This is a genomic window from Methylobacterium indicum, assembly GCF_001043895.1.
Lineage (GTDB): Bacteria > Pseudomonadota > Alphaproteobacteria > Rhizobiales > Beijerinckiaceae > Methylobacterium > Methylobacterium indicum.
Genome location: NZ_JTHF01000204.1, coordinates 53,730 through 70,617 on the forward strand (window position 1 = coordinate 53,730; position 16,888 = coordinate 70,617).

Below are 16,888 nucleotides of genomic sequence, written 5' to 3' on the forward strand. Positions count from 1 at the left end.
CGATGATCCGCGATACCGGCCCCGGCTCGCGCCTGTGGCGCATGGCGGTCTGGGCCGTCACGCTGCTGTTCTGCCTCAACCTCCTGGCGACGATCGCCGCGGTGGTGCTCAACTCCTTCGCCACGCGCTGGCTCGGCACCTGGCTGCCGCTCGGCTTCACCACCCGCTGGTACGCCTCGGCCTGGGACGAGTTCCAGCTCGGCGACGTGCTGGTGGTCACCCTCCAGGTGGTCGCCCTGGTGGTAGTGCTCTCCGGCGCCCTCGGGGTCACGGCGGCCTACGCGCTGGCGCGGCGCGATTTTCCGGGCAAGCGGCTGGTGATGCTGGTCTTCCTGCTGCCGCTCCTGGTGCCGCCGATCACCTACGGCATCCCGCTCGCCACCGTGCTCTACCGGGCCGGGCTCGCCGGCACGCTCTGGGGCGTGGTGCTGGCCAACCTCGTGCCGAGCATTCCCTTCGTGGTGCTGGTGATGATCCCGTTCATCGAGCAGATCGATCCGCGCATCGAGGCGGCGGCCCGGGTCTTCGGCGCCGGCACGGGGCAGCTCTTCCTGCGGGTGCTGCTGCCGCTGCTGATCCCCGGCATCCTGGCCGCCCTGCTGCTGGTGCTGGTGCGCACCATCGCGATGTTCGAGCTGACCTTCCTGGTCGCCGGGCCGACGAGCCAGACCCTGGTGGTGGCGCTCTACTACGCGGTCTTCGCCGCCGGCGTGCGGGCCGGACAGTCGATCGACGCGATGGCGGTGGTCTACATGGCGGTGACGCTGGTCTGGCTGATCGTGGCCCTGCGCTTCGTCAACCCGACGCAGATCGTGGCGCGGGCGAAGCGCCAGGAGGTGTGAATCCAGAGGCGCGGATCCAGAGGCGCGAGTCCGGGGGCGGCTGCCGCCTCACGCCCGAAACCGCCACACCCCCGTCCGCTTGATCTCCGCATCCTCCAGCGCCCGGGTCACCGGCACTGCGTAGGTCGCGAGGTTCTCCAGCCTGTCCTTCGGCAGGTAGGCCCGGCCGGGATCGCCCAGCAGCACCCGGGCGCCGCGGGCGTGCAGGGTCGCGAGCCAGTCGCCGACTCGTGCGGCGAGGTCGCGCTCGTAGAAGATGTCGGCGGCGAGCACGCAGTCCCAGCCCTCGTCGCGGCCGATCAGGTCGGCGCTCATCGCGGTGATCCGATCCGCGACGCCGTTCTCGGCGGCGTTGAGGGCGATGGCCGCATGCGCGAAGGGATCGAGGTCGCTCGCCGCGACCGAGGCTGCCCCCGCCATCGCCGCCGCGATGGCGACGAGGCCCGAGCCCGAGGCGAAGTCGAGCACCCGGGCGCCCGCGACCGTCTCAGGGTGCTCCAGCACGTAGGCCGCGAGCGCTTGCCCACCGGCCCAGGCGAAGGCCCAGAACGGCGGCGGCAGGCCGATCTCGCCCAGCTCCTCCTCGGTGCGGCCCCACAATTCCGTCGCCTCGTCGGCGACGTGGAGGCGGATCGCCGGGGCGTGCGGCACCGGGCGGAGCGCGGTGTGGGTGCGGATGAAGGCTTCGGGCTCCATCAGGCGAGATCCGCATAGAGCGCGAGCACGGCCTGCGTCACCGCCGCTTCGGTGAAGCCGCCTTCGCAGATGCGGGCGCGGGCCGCCGCACCCATCCGGGCGACGAGGGCCGGATCGGCGGCGAGCCGCGCCATCGCGGTGGCGAGCGCTCGGGGATCGTCGGGTGGCACGATCAGCCCCTCGATCCCGTCGCGCACCAGGCTCCGGCAGCCCGGCACGTCGGTGGTGAGGATCGCCCGGCCGCTCGCCGCGGCTTCGAGCAGGGCGCGCGGCAGGCCCTCGCCGCCCCGCGAGGGCAGGCAGGCGACATGGGCCTGCGCCAGGGCGCCGGCGACGTCGTCGGTCGGCCCGTGCCAGGTGACGCCGTCCCGCGACCAGTCCCGCAGGGTCGCCTCGGGGATCGCGCGGCGGTTCGAGGGATCGGGCGCGCCGTGGAGCCCGAGGTCGAGGTCGGCGCCCTGGCTGCGGGCGAGGCGGGCGGCCTCGACCGCGGTGTCGACCCCCTTCGACCACAGCATCCGGGCGGTGAGCGCGATCCTGAGCGGCGGGTGGGGCGGCAGGGGCTGGGGCGTCCATGCCTGCGGGTCGATGCCGGCGCCGCCCACGATCGTGACCCGGGAATCGTCGGGGGTCAGGCCGAGCAGCCGGGCATCGTCCGGGTTCTCGAACAGGTAGCGGGTGCGGGCGGTCTCGAGCGGGCCGCGGATCAGGAGACGCAGGGCGGTGCGGGCGAGCCGCCCGGCCCGGTCCTGCCGCGCCCCGATCAGCCCGAGGCCGGTCAGGGCGTAGACCCGGGACGGGATGCCGGCGAGCATCGCCGCCGCCCCGCCGACCAGGATGCCCCGCAGGGCGATGCAGTGGACGATGTCGGCCTTGAGGGCCTTCAGGATCGCCGCGAGCTGACCGGCGGCGTAGCCCGCCGCCATCGGGTTCAGGCTCGAACGCTCGGCTTCGAGCTCCACCACCCGGGCGCCGGTCGCGGCGATCGCGTCCCGGTGCGCCCGCACGCGGGTGACGACCGAGACCGGATGGCCGGCCGCGACCGCGGCCCGGGCCATCGGCAGGAAATGCGAGGCGAAGAACCAATCCTCCGTGACCACGAAGGCGATATGCGCCCGCGTCCCGTCTCCGCCGTCGTTCCGTGGCTGCACCCGGTCTCTCCTGCTCGTCCCGCTCTCTCCCTACAGGCAGGGGCGGCGCGGGGGAACGCCCCGGAACCGGGGCGGGCGGGAGCCGGTTGAACCCGACCTGAAGCCCGCGAGGTTGGAAAGCCCATGCTGTCGGATCCCGAGATGGCGGCGAGCGCCGCCGAGGATCGCGTCGACACCCGCGATGCCGCCCGCGAGGCGGGCCTGCGCTATGTCAGCGACGAGGAGCCGGGCTTCCGCCGCAAGCGCAGCGGCCGCGGCTTCACCTATGTCGACGCCAAGGGCACGCGGGTGCGGGACGAGGGCGCGCTCGCCCGCATCAAGTCCCTGGCGATCCCGCCGGCCTATACCGACGTGTGGATCTGCCGCCACGCCAACGGCCACATTCAGGCGACCGGGCGCGATGCCCGCGGCCGCAAGCAGTATCGCTACCACCCCGAGTTCCGCCAGGCCCGGGAGAGCACCAAGTTCACCCACATGATGAGCTTCGCGGAGGTGTTGCCGGGCCTGCGCGCGACGGTCCACGCGCATATGGGCCGGCGCGGGCTCCCCCGCGAAAAGGTCCTGGCGACGGTGGTGCACCTCCTCGAGACAACCCTGATCCGGGTCGGCAACGACGATTACGCGAAGCAGAACAAGAGCTACGGCCTCACCACCCTGCGCGACCCGCACGTCACGGTCGACGGCAAGGCGCTGACCTTCCGCTTCAAGGGCAAGAGCAACAAGGTCTGGGAATTGTCGGTCCACGACCGCCGGGTCGCGAAGATCGTCAAGGCCTGCCAGGACCTGCCCGGCCAGGAGCTCTTCCAGTACCTCGACGAGGACGGGGTTCAGCGGGACGTGACCTCGGCCGACGTGAACGCGTATCTCCGCGAGATCACCGGCCGCGACATCACCGCCAAGGACTTCCGCACCTGGTCCGGCACGGTGCTGGCCGCCATGGCGCTCCGCGAGTTCGAGGCGTTCGACAGCGAGGCGATGGCCAAGCGCAACGTGCGCACGGCGATCGAACGGGTGGCCGAGCGCCTCGGCAACACGCCGACGATCTGCCGCAAGTGCTACGTCCACCCGGAGATCCTGGATTGCTACCTGGAGGGCGAGTTGCTGCTCCGGGTCAAGGACGAGGTGCAGGCTGCGCTCCGCGACGACATCGCCACCTTGCGCCCTGAAGAGACGGCCGTGCTCGCCCTGCTTCAGGGCCGCCTCACCCGGATCGCGCAGGCGACGACATCCGCGACCCGTGCGAAGGCCCGGAAGGGGCGGTCCGTCGAGAGCGAGGCGAAGACCGGCACGGCGGCGACCGGGGCGAAGTCCGGCGGCGCGCGAAACGTCAAGACCCGCGCCGGACGAGCGACGTCGCGCAAGGCGGCGTGAGGTTCGACGCGCAATGCACATTCCGGCGATCCTGCCGGATGCAAGGCCGGGCCGACGCGCTGCATCCCGAGCGTCGTCGTGCGAGCCGGTCGCTTGATGGCCGATTCGCACGACGCATTCGCTATCGTTCCCGGGGGCGAGAACGGATCGGCGAGGGCGGGGACATCAACCCCCCAGCCGCGCCAGCCGATCCAGCAGCGCCCGGTCGTGCAGCAGCACCATCTTCTCCTTGGCGTTCAGCCACGCGGCCGCCTCGTCGATGGTCTCGGCCTCGACCACCTTGGCCTGGGCCATGACGTGATCGGCTTGCGGCGCGCCGCGGGACCGGCGCTCGGCCGGGGGCAGGAAGACGAGGTGGCCGGCCTGGAGGTCCGGGTCGGCATGGAGCGCCCGCAAGCCGTCGGCATCGTCGTAGCCGAGCGCCGCGTTGCGCTCCTCGATCGCCTTGGCCGCGGTCGCGATCGCCGGGGGCTCGCGCTCCTCGGGCGTCATCAGCAGGCCGGCGCGCTTGAGCGCGAGGCCGAGGAAGAGCTGCCCGCTCGCCCAGGATATCGGGATCGCCAGGACGAGGCCGAGAATCGTCGGCGACATCCAGAGGAAGAGCGAGGTGGCGATGGCGAAGGCCGAGACGCCCGCGACGAGGCCGAGGATCATGTGCCAGCGATGCCGGCGCACGATGTCCGAGAGCGGGATCGAGCCGTCGTCGCGCCGCTGCGGGTTCCAGCCGGCATCGCGCCGCAGCAGGATCTGGATCACCGAGCCGGACTGGACCAGCATCGCGATCGGGGCGATCAGCGCCGAGAGCAGGGTCTCGATGAGCGCCGAGAGCACGAGGCGGACGCCGCCGCCGCTCGCCCGCCGCACCTCGCGGTCGAGGAGGCCGAGGATCAGGCCGAACAATTTGGGCGCGAGCAGGATCGCCATGGTGATCCCGAAGAGCTGGAGCGCGCGGACGGGGTCGAAGCGCGGCCAGACCGGGTAGAGGCGGAACTCGGTCGAAAAATATTCCGGGCGGATATAGGCGGTCTGGAGGGCCAGCGCGATACCGACGACCAGCTGCGCCGCCCAGAGCGGCGAGGCGAGGTAGCCGGCGATGCCGGTGGCGAAGTGCTGGCGCGAGGCGAGCTTGAGGCCCGCGGTGCCGATGATCCGGCTGTGCTGCAGGTTGCCTTGCGCCCAGCGCCGGTCGCGGATCGCGACGTCGATCAGCGAGGGCGGGCTCTCCTCGTAGGAGCCCTGCAGCTCGGGGAGCATGTAGACGCTCCAGCCGGCGCGGCGGATCAAGGCGGCCTCGACGAAGTCGTGGCTGAGTACGTGGCCGCCGAAGGGCGGCTTGCCGGACAGGTCGGGCAGGCCGCAATGGTCGGCGAAGGCCTTCGTGCGGATGATCGCGTTGTGGCCCCAGTAATTGCCGTCGCGGCCCGACCACAGGGCGAGGCCGGTGGCGATGACCGGGCCGTAGATGCGGGCCGCGAATTGCTGCACCCGGGCGAACAGGGTGTTGCGGTTGATGATCAGGGGCAGCGACTGGATGATGCCGGAATCCGGATCGGCCTCCATGGCGCGGGCCAAGGTCACCACGCAGTCGCCGCTCATCAGGCTGTCGGCGTCGAGGACCAGCATGTGGTCGTAATGGCCGCCCCAGCGGGTGACGAAATCGGCGATGTTGCCGGCCTTGCGGTGATGGTTCTTCTGCCGGTGGCGGTAATACAGGCGCGCCCCGTCGCCGAGGCGGGCGCGTAAAGCCAGATAGGCCCGCTCCTCGGCGATCCAGGCATCGGCCTGGGTCGAATCCGACAGGATCCAGTAGTCGAAGGCGTCACCCTCGCCGGTGGCCTCGATCGAGTCGCGGATCGCCTCGACCGCCGCGAAGGTGCGGGCGGTGGCCTCGTTGTAGACCGGCATCACCACGGCGGTGCGGGTGGTGAGGGGGCCTTGCGGCACCTCAGGCCGGCGCCGGCGCAGCAGCGCCAGGAAGCCGAGCAGGCCCGAGGTGAAGGCGAGCGCGATCCACGAGAAGTTGAGCGCAAACAGCGCGAGCAGCAGCCACTGCAGCCAGGTCGTCGAGCCGGCGACCGACACGACCTCGTACATCTGTACCGCGCCGTAGGCGGTCAGCAGGGCGCCGCCGCCGAACACGAAGGCGCGCGCGCCCCAGGGCGCGCGGCGGCCGGGAACCGGGTGGGCGTCCGCGTCCGACCATCGGCGCAGGTCCTGCACCGGCATCGCGAGGGGCGATTCCGGTGGGACCGCGGGGGCGACCGGGGCGGCGGCAGTCTGCGGCATGGGGCGCGGCGGCGCGGCGAGGTCGAGGGTCACGGGGTCCACCGGTACAGCCATGTCTCAGTCACGGGTTTGTCGCCGGCCTTGACGACCAGGCGCAGTTCGCAGGCCGTGTCGTTGCCGGGATCGAGTTCGAACACCACCCGCAGGGTCTTGCGCTCCGGGTAGGCGTAGAGGCGCTGGCGCGCGAGGGTGCCGGGGGCGGTGTTCAGCGCGACTTGCAGCGTGGCGGGATCGATCCCCTCGGCGAACGGCGCCTCGCCGGTGAAGTCGACGAGGAAGAGCCGGCGCTTGCCGCCCGCGCCCTTGCCGACCCGGGTGCCCGAGCAGGCGGCGAGCGGCGGCGCGCCCGGGACGGTCCAGCACCAGAACTGGCGGTAGCTGAAGGCGGTCTCCTTGGCGACCGGCTCCTTCGGGCGCCAGTAGGTCAGGATGTTCTCGTTGACCTCGGATTCGCTCGGGATCTCGATGAGCTGGACCGCGCCCGCACCCCAGCCGTGCTGCGGCACGCCCGGCCCCCAGCTGCCGAGCGGCTCGATCCACAGGCTCGGACGCTTCTCCCAGCGCTGCACGTCGTCCTGATAGTCGCCGTAGGCGCGGGCGCGCTGGACCAGGCCGAAGCCCTTCGGGTCCTGGTCCATGAAGGCCGAGATCTGCAGCGTCTCGGGGTTCTGCACCGGGCGCCAGATCGCCTCGCCCCAGCCGTTGCGGATCTGCAGCCCGTCGATCTCGTGGGCGGCGAGCCGGGCGTCGTCGACGCCCCGGCGGTCGGTCGGCCCGAACAGGTAGGCGCCGGTCATGCCGGCGATGCCGACGTGCTCCAGCGGCGTGCGCGGGCACAAAGTCGCCTCGACGTCCACGATGGTGGCGTCGCCCGGGCGCAGGGTCATGCGCATCGCCGCGGTGGCGGAGTCGGAATCGACGAGCGCGTGGATCACGATCTGCCCGGTGCCGGGGCCCGGCCGCTCGAGCCAGAAGGCGCGAAACAGCGGGAATTCCTCGCCCTTGGCCTCCGCGGGCTTCAGCGTGAGGGCACGCGCGGTGACGCCGTAGCTCTGGCCGGCGGCGAGCGCCCGGAAGAACGATGCGCCCTGGAAGATCGCGCAATCGGACGGAGCCGCACCGTTGAAGCTCGCGTAGAGCCGGAAGCCCGAGAAGCCGATGTCGCGGCCCTCCTCGGGAGGCGGCACCTTGCCGAAGCTGAAGCGGTTGCGGTCGTAGCCGACGCGGCGCACCACCCCGTCCTCGACCGCGTGGAGCGCCACCGGCGTGGTGAACACGAAGCCGCGGTGCAGCGGCTCGACCACGAAGCCGCGCCCCTCGCCGGCCCAGAGCAGGGCGGTGGGTTGCGCCCGCACCCCGATATACTGCTCGTAGGTGAGGGTCTTGAAGGCGTCCGGCAGGTCGGCGGCCGGCGCGACGAAGGGTTTCTTGGCCAGTGCCCGGGCGAGATCGACCACCTGGCCGGGATCGAAGCGCTGGCCGTCCGACAGGGGCGTCGGCTCCGTCGGCTGCGCCTGCGCCGCGCCGATTGCGGCGAGCGTCAGTCCGCCGCCGGCGAGCGCCAGCACCGCGCGCCGGTCGAGGTCTGAGCAGGAGGGGGGGGCGGGCGGAAGCTGCGTCATCGAGGCGAGGGATACCGTGCCGGGTCGTGGGGGGCGCCGGCCGTTTACCACGATCCTGCGTGAACCGGGGGTTAAGATTCGTCTACCCGGCGCCGTCGCGGACCGGCGCGCCGGGACTTGCCCTGGCGGGACGATCGGCTAGACGGGCTGACACGTGACCCCGACACCGTCTCCCCTCGACCCCATGGGCCGCCGATGACCTCCACTCCGAAGCCCGCCGGGACCCGCTCGCTCCTCGCCGTCGTCCTCGCCGCCGGCAAGGGCACGCGGATGCGCTCCGCCCTGCCGAAGGTGCTTCACCCGATCGCCGGTCGTTCGATGCTCGCCCACGTGCTCGCCGCCGTGACGGAAGCCGGGGCGGGGCGTCTCGCCGTGGTGGTCGAACCCGGCCGCGACGACGTCGCCGAGGTGGTCGCGGGTTTTTCCGGCGCCGAGACCTTTTCTCAGGCCGAGCGCCTCGGCACCGCCCACGCGGTCCTGGCGGCTCGTGAAGCGCTGGCAGGCGGCGCCGACGACGTGGTGGTCGCCTTCGGCGACACGCCGCTCGTCACCGCCGAGACCTATGCCCGCCTGCGCGCGCCCCTGGCCGAGGGTGCGGCGGTCGCGGTCCTGGCCTTCGAGGCCGCGGATCCGACCGGCTACGGCCGGGTGCTGGTCGAGGACGGCCGGGTGGTGGCGATCCGCGAGGAGAAGGACGCGAGCCCGGCCGAGCGCCGCATCACCCTGAGCAATGCCGGGCTGATGGCGCTGTCGGGCCCGCTGGCGCTGGGCCTTCTGGAGCGGATCGGGAACGCCAACGCGGCGGGCGAGTACTACCTGCCCGACGCCGTGGCGCTGGCGGTCGCCGATGGGCACCGGGTCGCGGTGGTGCCGGTGGACGAGGCCGAGGCGCAGGGCGTCAACGACCGGGTGCAGCTCGGCGTCGCCGAGGCGACCATCCAGGCGCGCCTGCGCCGATCCGCCATGCTGGCCGGCGCCACGCTGATCGCCCCCGAGACCGTGTTCTTCAGCCACGACACGGTGCTCGGCCGCGACGTGACGGTGGAGCCCCACGTCGTGTTCGGCCCCGGCGTCGTCGTCGGGGACGGCTGCACCATCCATGCCTTCTCGCATCTCGAGAAAGCGACGCTCGCCGAGAGTGTCCAGATCGGCCCCTATGCCCGCCTGCGGCCCGGCGCGGTGCTGGAGCAGGGCGCCCGCATCGGCAACTTCGTCGAGGTGAAGAACGCGGCGATCCGGGCCGGTGCCAAGGTCAACCACCTGTCCTACGTGGGCGACGCCGAGATCGGCGCGCGCGCCAATCTCGGGGCCGGCACCATCACCTGCAACTACGACGGCGTGAACAAGCATCGCACGGTGGTCGGCGCCGGGGCTTTCATCGGGTCGAACTCGGCGCTGGTGGCGCCGGTGACGATCGGCGAAGGGGCTTTCGTGGGGTCGGGGTCGGTCATCACCGACGACGTGCCGCCCGGTACGCTCGCGATCGGGCGGGGCCGGCAGGTGGTGAAGAGCGGGTGGGCGAAGCCGACGAAGGGGTAGCGCCCGGCCTCTTCACGAACAAGTATACGCCGTGATGCGCCATCGGCGTCGGGAGCGAGACCGGCAGCATCGCGGCGATCAGGGTGATCGCCCGGTGGGTGCGCGGTCGGACCGGTCGCGCCAGCGGCGACCTTGGCGATCTCGGCCCGGTAGCAATTGGCCAGGGCCGTGAGGGTCTCGACCGGGATGCGGGGCAACGGCGCGAGTCGTGCGGCGATGCGGCGATGCGGCGATCATGGGCGGGGCTCCTTGCCCGCATCGGTCCGCGCGGGCGTTCCCGGCGATCATGCCGCATGGCTCCGGGATTATCGCAGGGAATCCAGCCCTGCATACCACCCACGAACCTCGGCCGTCACAATCCGTTACGGAAGTTGACTCGCCTCGGGACCGGCCGGTCCGGTAGAACGGCGCCAGAGCGTGGCGGTGGAAAGCGGCAGGAATTCTGCAGCACCATTCCCCATATGGCTGGCCTGTCCCCGAGTGGGACGCGCGGCCGAGCGACATCTGAGGCGTAAGCATGTGCGGGATCGTAGGAATCGTCGGCCGGAATGCCGTGGCGGGACAGGTGGTCGACGCGTTGCGCCGGCTCGAATATCGCGGCTATGACTCCGCCGGCATCGCCACGCTGGAAGCCGGCCGTCTCGAGCGGCGGCGCGCCGAGGGCAAGCTGTCGAACCTTCAGCTGAAGCTGGTGCAGAGTCCGCTTTCGGGCGCCATCGGCATCGGCCACACCCGCTGGGCCACGCACGGGCGGCCCAACGAGACCAACGCCCACCCGCACGCCACCGAGCGCCTGGCGGTGGTGCATAACGGCATCATCGAGAATTTTCGCGAGCTGAAGGGCGAGCTCCAGGCCGAGGGCTGCGTCTTCGAGACCGAGACCGACACCGAAGTGGTGGCTCAGCTCGTCAGCCACCTGATGCGCTCCGGGCTCGGCCCGGTCGCCGCGGTCGAGGCGGCCCTGCCGCGCCTGCGCGGCGCCTTCGCGCTCGCGTTCCTGTTCGCCGGCGAAGAGGACTTCTTGATCGGCGCCCGCCACGGCGCGCCGCTCGCGGTCGGTTTCGGCGACGGCGAGACCTATCTCGGCTCCGACGCCCTCGCGCTCGCCCCCTTCACCGACGAGATCACCTATCTCGACGAGGGCGACTGGACGATCCTGACCCGCGACGGTGCCGAGATCCGCGATCTCGCCGGCAACGTCGTCGCCCGGCCGCGCCAGAGGATCGCGACGCAAGCTTTCCTGGTCGACAAGGGCAATTACCGCCACTTCATGGCCAAGGAGATCTACGACCAGCCGGAGGTGGTGGGCCGCACCTTCGCCCACTACGTCGACCTCGCCGCCGGCCGCGTCGCCCTGCCCGACGCCTTTCCCTTCGACTTCGCCAAGCTCAGCCGGGTCTCGATCACCGCCTGCGGCACCGCCTACTATGCCGGTCTCGTCGCCAAGTACTGGTTCGAGAAGCTCGCCCGCCTGCCGGTCGAGATCGACGTCGCCTCCGAGACCCGCTACCGCGAGCCGCCGTTGGAGAAGGGCGGGCTGACGATCGTCATCTCGCAATCGGGTGAGACCGCCGACACCCTGGCCTCGCTGCGCTACGCGAAGTCGCAAGGCCAGCACACGCTGGCGGTGGTCAACGTGCCGACCTCGACCATCGCCCGCGAGGCTTCCGCGGTGGTGCCGACGCTCGCCGGACCCGAGATCGGGGTGGCGTCCACCAAGGCGTTCTCGTGCCAGCTGACGGTGCTGCTCTGCCTGGCGCTCGCGGCCGGCCGGGCGCGGGGCACGCTCGACGAGGCCGAGGAGAAGCGGCTCGTCGACGCGCTGATCAAGGTGCCGGGCCTGATGGCCGAGGCCCTGAAGCGCGAGGACGAGATCGAGGTCCTGTCGCGCGAGATCGCCAAGGCCCGGGACGTGCTCTATCTCGGCCGCGGCACCGCCTACCCGATGGCGCTCGAAGGCGCGCTGAAGCTCAAGGAGATCTCCTACATCCACGCCGAGGGCTACGCGGCGGGCGAGCTCAAGCACGGTCCGATCGCCCTCATCGACGACGCCGTCCCGGTCGTCGTGATCGCGCCGCACGATGCGACCTTCGAGAAGACGGTGTCGAACATGCAGGAGGTGGCGGCCCGCGGCGGCCGGATCGTGCTGATCGGCGACGCCCGCGGCGCCGCCGCGGCCGGGCTCGACACGCTGGCCACCCTGATGATGCCGGAGGTCGATCCGGTGGTGGCGCCGATCGTCTACGCGGTGCCGGTCCAGCTTCTCGCCTACCACACCGCCGTGGTGCTCGGGAAAGACGTCGACCAGCCGCGCAACCTCGCGAAGTCCGTCACGGTGGAGTGATACGCAGCGCCTTCGACCGGCTCCGTTCGGCGGCGCCGGGCCAAGCCCCGACCGTGATCCGGCGCTGGTGCGGCGATGCGCAGGCACTTGGGTCGCAGCTGCGCCTATCCACGGCTGCCGGATGATCCCCGCAATCTTACAAGGCCGGCAACGCCGCGAAGGTGTTGCCGGCCTTGTCGTGACGAACACTGTTCAAATGACAGCTGCATCGGGTTCTCGCTGTCGATTCCCATATCATCTACGCCAAAATATAATATGAAAAATCAAGTAGATAGATGCACAATTTATTTACATGAAATGCATGTCATATCTTCGGTAAAAATCATCGATGGAAAAGTGTTTTTCAGAGTATTGAATTGTTTTTGAATCGTGTGACGCAGTCGCATCGGTTTACTTCTTCCCAAGCGAAAGCGATCCCTTAATTTCCGTCGGGCATGTTTTCGTTCGAACCGATTGGCCCGATATGACGACGCTCTTCTCCCAGGCCGACATCCTCACGGCGGGCAGCGACGGAACCGGTGTGCTGCTGGTGCCGAAATCCGCCTTCGATTCGGACGGCATCGTCACCACGGCGAGAGTTGCCGCCTACCGTACCTCGCCGTCGGCGCGGCGGGGTCTGGGCCATGTCGAGGAGACGGCGGCCCGCCGTCTCGAGCGTCTCGGTCTTCAGGAGGTCGCCACCTCGGATCTGGTCGCCCGGCCGACGGCGCCCCTCAGCGATACGCAGGGCGTCTTCGCCCGCTTCACCGCGCTCGGCCTCACCGCCGCGTACTTCCGGGACGAGAGCCAGATCGCAGCCGCCCGCGGCGCGCTGCAGGACGATTTCGAGGTCGTGACGAACTTCAGTCTCGCCTTGCCGACCCGACTCCGGGCGCCCGGCACAGGCCTGATGCACGCGACGTCGATGCCGGTCGGGACGGGCTGGCCGACAGCCTCCGGCATCGACACGGCGCATCGCCAGAACGTGCGGGGGGCCGGCGTTCTGGTCGGCGTGCTCGATACCGGCATCGACGCCGACCACCAGCAGTTCCACGCCAGGACCATTCCGTTCCGTTACGTCCCCTTCGATCCCAACAACCCGGCGAGCCCGCCGCGGGACGTCCGCGGCTTCGATCTCGACGGCCATGGAACCCATGTCTGCGGCATCATCGCCGGATCGACGGTCGGCGTCGCCCCCGAGGCGGAACTGGTGGTTGCCTCGGTGATCGAGAGCGAGACCGCGCGCACGAGCCTCATCCGGGTCGTCTACGGGCTGAACTGGCTGCTGCATGAATTCACGGCACCGGCGAACGCGACCAAGCCGGCGGTCGTCAACCTGTCCCTGGGCTTCCCGTCGACCGGGGTACTGAACGTGCCGCTCAAGGAGTACAAGACGCGCCTGCGCGCCATGGAGGCGGTCTTGAATCTGCTCATCCAAGCCAACGTCCTGCCGATCGTGGCGATCGGCAACGACGGGCCGGGACGCTTCGGGTATCCCGGCGGCTTCCGGAACGCCCTCGGCGTCGGCGCTGTGGATCATGGCGGCGTCATCGCGCCTTTTTCCGGCAGCCGCACCTCGTCGCGCACGCGGAAGCCCGATATCTATGGGTACGGCGTGGGCATCTACTCGAGCCTCGAGCGCGATATGGCGAACCAGTCGTTCTACGGCCCTCTCGACGGCACCAGCATGGCGGCACCCTTCGTCGCCGGGATCGCGGCGCTGTATCTGTGCCGGTCCCGCATGTCCGCGGCGGCGCTGCGGACCACCCTTCTGACCAACGCGCAGACCGTCAGGACCGGCCGGCGTTCGGCCTTGATCGCGCGGTACGTCTGATGACGACGCCCCGCCGCAATCCCAGGCAGGCGGCCCGGCCTGCCCGCCTTCCCGGTTCCAGGCAGAACGGCGAGGGCATGAACCACTACCTCGTCGTGTTCAAGGGGCGTGCCGCCAAGGCCGAGCAGGAGCGCACCGCCTTGGTCAACGAGCAGGTGCGCAAGACGGAGGACGACCTGAAGTCCCTCCGTGCGCTCGTCGTCCGGGAACACCTGCAGGAAGAGCTGGGGCGGTTCGGCGAACCGACCGCGTTCGGCATGGTGGAGCTCGTCGCGACCCCGCGCCTCGCGGCCCGGATCGAGCGGGCATCCCGGGTCAAGGCCGTCATCGCCGATTGAGAGTCCCGGTACCGCCCGTCCCGGGGCGCGGCGGTGCCGGCCCGGGCGCCCGGTCGCGCGAGGCCCGTCCGGGCTCACCGCCCTCACGACCGCAGTCGGTCCGGTGCGAATTCTTCGGATTTCCTCGATGTCATTTAGCCGGGATTAACCAAAAACCGCCTCAATACGGAGGCTTAAGGTTGATCCTTTCCTAAACGGCCGAACTCGCCGGCCTGCCGCGTCCCCATGCGCCGGCGGCCGGCCGGGCGGGTCCGTGCGGGACAAGCCATCGAGTACAGGCCGCATGGACCTCGTCGCGTATTCGTCCGGTCGCCTCGCCCCGGGCTCCCTCCGTCGCCGCCGCCGCAACCGGCGGCTCCTCGGCATCGCCGCGGCGCTCGCCGGGATCGGCGCCGCCGCCGGGCTGGTGCCGCGCGAGGACACCCGCTTGACGGTGGCGGAGACGGCGGCGCCCGCGGTCCCGCAGGCCGCGACGCCCCGATCCGTCCTGGCGCAGGCCGAGCTCGGCTGGATGCTGGCGCCGCTGCCGACGCTGGGGCGCGACGCGGCGAGCTTCACCCGCGACGTTCTCCCCGAGGCGAGCCGGGCGGTCGCGGCCCTGACGCCGTCGGCTCCCGAGACCGGGCGCCTCGCCGAGGCGGCACCCACCGTCGCGGCCCTGCGCGCCGCCGTCGTTCCCGCGGCGTCCGCGCCCGGTCCGCTCGCCTCGACGGCTGGTCCCCTCGCGACGCCCGAAGCCCTCGCCGCGGCGCCCGGCCCCCTCGCCCTCGCACCCCTGCCGGTGCCGCGCCCGCCCGAATTGCGCCCGACGCCGACCGTGCTGGCGACCCGGGCGCCGCGGCGCCCGGTCCGGGCCATGGCGTCGACCGAGAGCGTGTTCAAGGCCGCCCTGCCCGAGGAGCCGTCGCTGTTCGACCGGATCTTCGGGGGAGGGGGCTCCGCCCCGACCCAGACCCTCGCCTACGCCTCGCCCGGCGGGCTCGAGGCGAGCACCCCGCGGCCCCGCCTGAGCGCCAGCCCGGGCATCGCCGTCTACGACATCAGCGCCCGAACCGTCACGCTGCCGAGCGGCGAGTCGCTGGAGGCGCATTCGGGCCTCGGGCCGCACATGGACGATCCGCGCAACGTCCACCTCAAGATGCGCGGCGCCACGCCGCCCGGCACCTACGACCTCACCGAGCGCGAGGCGCTGTTTCACGGCGTGCGGGCGATCCGGCTCAACCCGGTCGGCGGCAGCGGCTCCATCCACGGCCGCGTCGGGCTCCTCGCCCACACCTACATGCTGGGCCCGAGCGGCGCCTCGAACGGCTGCGTCTCGTTCCGCAACTACGACCGCTTCCTCCAGGCCTTCCTGCGCGGCGAGGTGCGCCGTCTCGTCGTCGTGCCGGGCGCGGGGACGAGCGACCTGCCGCGGATCGGGCGCGGTGGCCCGGCCGACCGCGCCACGCGGGGTTGAGCATCGGAAAACGGCCTCCGGGGGGATGTCCCGGAGGCCGTGCCGCTCGGCGTCCGCTCAGGCGCTCCCGATCACTCGCCGTCGATCACTCGCCGTCGATCCTGGCCCCGATGATCGCGATGGCGCGCTGGTAGACCGAGGCGGCGTTCCAGCCCTGGATCGCCGCGAAGTTCGGCTCGCCGGGCTGGTAGCCGGCACCGGCCCGCCAGCCATGGGCCTTGAGGAAGTTCGCGGTGGAGTTCAGCGCCACCGAGGCGTTGTCGAGGCTGCCGCCGGTGCCGTAGTTCAGCACGTTCTTGGGCAGGAACTGGGTGTGGCCGACCTCGCCATGGGCCGCGCCGCGGGTGCCGGAATTGAGCACGCCGCGATCGACCAGGGTCAGCGCCGCGTAGAGCTGGTCGGTGAAGAAGGCCGAGCGGCGGCAATCATAGGCCAGCGTCGCCACCGCCGAGAGGGTGTTGACGTTGCCCTTCACGGCGCCGAAGCCGGTCTCCATGCCCCAGATCGCCAGGAGCGGGCCCGGCGGGACGCCGTAGCGCTGCTCGATCGAATCGAACAGGGCGGCCTGCGAGCGCTTCATCGCCCGGCCGCGGGAGACGATGGCGGCGGCGCCGCGCTTGGCCATGAACTGGTCGAGGGAGAGCTTGAAGCTCTTCTGGCCCCGGTCCGCCGCGATGGTGGCGGAGGAATACGAGGTGCCCATCAGCGCCGAGAGGGCGGCGGGGCTGGCGCGCCCACGGGCCTCGTCGGCGAATTCGCGCTTCCAGGCCTCGAACCCGGCGGCGGAGTTGCCGCATTGCGCGGCCTCAGCCCCGCCGGCCAGCACCGCGAGGCCCGCGGCGATCAGGGCCCTCCCGTAACCGTTACCGATCATCTCGATCTCTCCCTCGGAGCCGCGCCGCCGGCCTTCGGACGTCGGGCCGCCCGCGGCTCCCATTCTCGACACTACCTGCCTGCCCGATGGGCGATGCTACGATCCCGCCCTCTGCGAAAGCTTTACGGCGGAACTGCAACGCGCCCGGATCCCGACCGCCGCCTCTGGGAAGCGACCGGAACCGTCGAGCAGGATCTAGGGTGAGGCCGGAGCGGGAGAGGAGAAAACTCCGCCGGCGTGGCGTTAGCGCCACGCCCTGGACGACCGAATCAGGCCGGCAGGCCGAAGATCGCCCGCGCCTCGGCGGGGCTCGCCGGGGTGCAGTCGAGGTGGGCGAGCAGGCTCACCGCCTTCTCGACCAGGGCCGCGTTGCTCGGGGCGAGGGTCCCGCGCGACAGGTACAGGTTGTCCTCGAGCCCGACCCGGACGTGGCCGCCACCGCGGGCGGCCACGTCCGGGTCGGGCTCGAGGACAACCTGTACCTGTCGCGCGGGACCCTCGCCCCGAGCAACGCGGCCCTGGTCGAGAAGGCGGTGAGCCTGCTCGCCCACCTCGA

The 16,888-nt window shown here is 71.3% G+C and carries 13 protein-coding genes and 1 pseudogene; 8 read left to right on the forward strand and 6 right to left on the reverse strand.

Going from position 1 to position 16,888, the window contains the following annotated elements:
• Nucleotides 1-2: 2 nt before the first annotated feature.
• Nucleotides 3-842, forward strand: coding sequence for an ABC transporter permease (locus QR78_RS22905; RefSeq protein WP_048429886.1), 840 nt, complete (start codon nt 3-5; stop codon nt 840-842).
• Nucleotides 843-890: 48 nt separating this feature from the next.
• On the opposite strand, the gene QR78_RS22910 is transcribed toward QR78_RS22905, so the two are convergent.
• Together QR78_RS22910 and QR78_RS22915 are read right to left on the reverse strand one after the other, a co-directional pair.
• The gene (locus QR78_RS22910) at nt 891-1,538 is read right to left on the reverse strand and encodes a class I SAM-dependent methyltransferase (protein ID WP_048429887.1); all 648 of its coding nucleotides are present in this window, start codon (nt 1,536-1,538) and stop codon (nt 891-893) included.
• Entirely contained in the window at nt 1,538-2,689 is a 1,152-nt protein-coding gene (locus tag QR78_RS22915) for a glycosyltransferase family 4 protein (RefSeq protein WP_048429888.1), read from the reverse strand. Before QR78_RS22915 ends, QR78_RS22910 begins: the two co-directional genes overlap by 1 nt.
• Before the next feature lie 123 nt (nt 2,690-2,812).
• On the opposite strand from QR78_RS22915, the gene QR78_RS22920 reads away from it, so the two are divergent.
• The gene (locus QR78_RS22920) at nt 2,813-4,060 is read left to right on the forward strand and encodes a DNA topoisomerase IB (protein WP_048429889.1); all 1,248 of its coding nucleotides are present in this window, start codon (nt 2,813-2,815) and stop codon (nt 4,058-4,060) included.
• Between the two features lie 165 nt (nt 4,061-4,225).
• Here the strand turns inward: QR78_RS22920 and mdoH are convergent, their stop codons facing one another.
• Both mdoH and QR78_RS22930 read right to left on the reverse strand, forming a co-directional pair.
• Nucleotides 4,226-6,346 (reverse strand): glucans biosynthesis glucosyltransferase MdoH, encoded by a 2,121-nt coding sequence (gene mdoH / locus QR78_RS22925; RefSeq protein WP_048429907.1) that lies wholly within the window; start codon nt 6,344-6,346, stop codon nt 4,226-4,228.
• A 29-nt stretch (nt 6,347-6,375) separates the two neighbouring features.
• Entirely contained in the window at nt 6,376-7,968 is a 1,593-nt protein-coding gene (locus QR78_RS22930; protein ID WP_048429890.1) for an OpgD/OpgG family glucan biosynthesis protein, read from the reverse strand.
• A 195-nt stretch (nt 7,969-8,163) separates the two neighbouring features.
• Here QR78_RS22930 and glmU point away from each other — a divergent pair, with 195 nt between their 5' ends.
• From glmU to QR78_RS22955, 5 genes are all read left to right on the forward strand, one after another.
• Nucleotides 8,164-9,507 (forward strand): bifunctional UDP-N-acetylglucosamine diphosphorylase/glucosamine-1-phosphate N-acetyltransferase GlmU, encoded by a 1,344-nt coding sequence (gene glmU / locus QR78_RS22935; RefSeq protein WP_048429891.1) that lies wholly within the window; start codon nt 8,164-8,166, stop codon nt 9,505-9,507.
• Nucleotides 9,508-10,024: 517 nt separating this feature from the next.
• A complete protein-coding gene (glmS, locus tag QR78_RS22940) occupies nt 10,025-11,851 on the forward strand; it encodes a glutamine--fructose-6-phosphate transaminase (isomerizing) (protein ID WP_048429892.1) in 1,827 nt (608 codons plus the stop codon).
• 463 nt (nt 11,852-12,314) lie between these two features.
• Nucleotides 12,315-13,664, forward strand: a complete 1,350-nt coding sequence (locus QR78_RS22945; protein ID WP_048429893.1) for a S8 family peptidase — start codon at nt 12,315-12,317, stop codon at nt 13,662-13,664.
• Between the two features lie 77 nt (nt 13,665-13,741).
• Nucleotides 13,742-14,002: a hypothetical protein gene (locus tag QR78_RS22950; protein WP_048429894.1), complete on the forward strand. Its 261-nt coding sequence runs from the start codon at nt 13,742-13,744 to the stop codon at nt 14,000-14,002.
• Between the two features lie 283 nt (nt 14,003-14,285).
• Nucleotides 14,286-15,458: a DUF2778 domain-containing protein gene (locus QR78_RS22955; protein ID WP_048429895.1), complete on the forward strand. Its 1,173-nt coding sequence runs from the start codon at nt 14,286-14,288 to the stop codon at nt 15,456-15,458.
• A gap of 85 nt (nt 15,459-15,543) precedes the next feature.
• On the opposite strand, the gene QR78_RS22960 is transcribed toward QR78_RS22955, so the two are convergent.
• Both QR78_RS22960 and QR78_RS22965 read right to left on the reverse strand, forming a co-directional pair.
• Nucleotides 15,544-16,332 (reverse strand): lytic murein transglycosylase, encoded by a 789-nt coding sequence (locus tag QR78_RS22960; protein WP_048429908.1) that lies wholly within the window; start codon nt 16,330-16,332, stop codon nt 15,544-15,546.
• A 269-nt stretch (nt 16,333-16,601) separates the two neighbouring features.
• A pseudogene (locus tag QR78_RS22965) lies at nt 16,602-16,784 on the reverse strand (3-keto-5-aminohexanoate cleavage protein); the annotation flags it as partial.
• Here QR78_RS22965 and QR78_RS33125 point away from each other — a divergent pair.
• Nucleotides 16,761-16,888 (forward strand): 3-keto-5-aminohexanoate cleavage protein (locus QR78_RS33125; RefSeq protein WP_425284299.1); only part of this gene is annotated, 128 nt, incomplete at its 3' end. The pseudogene QR78_RS22965 and the gene QR78_RS33125 overlap by 24 nt on opposite strands.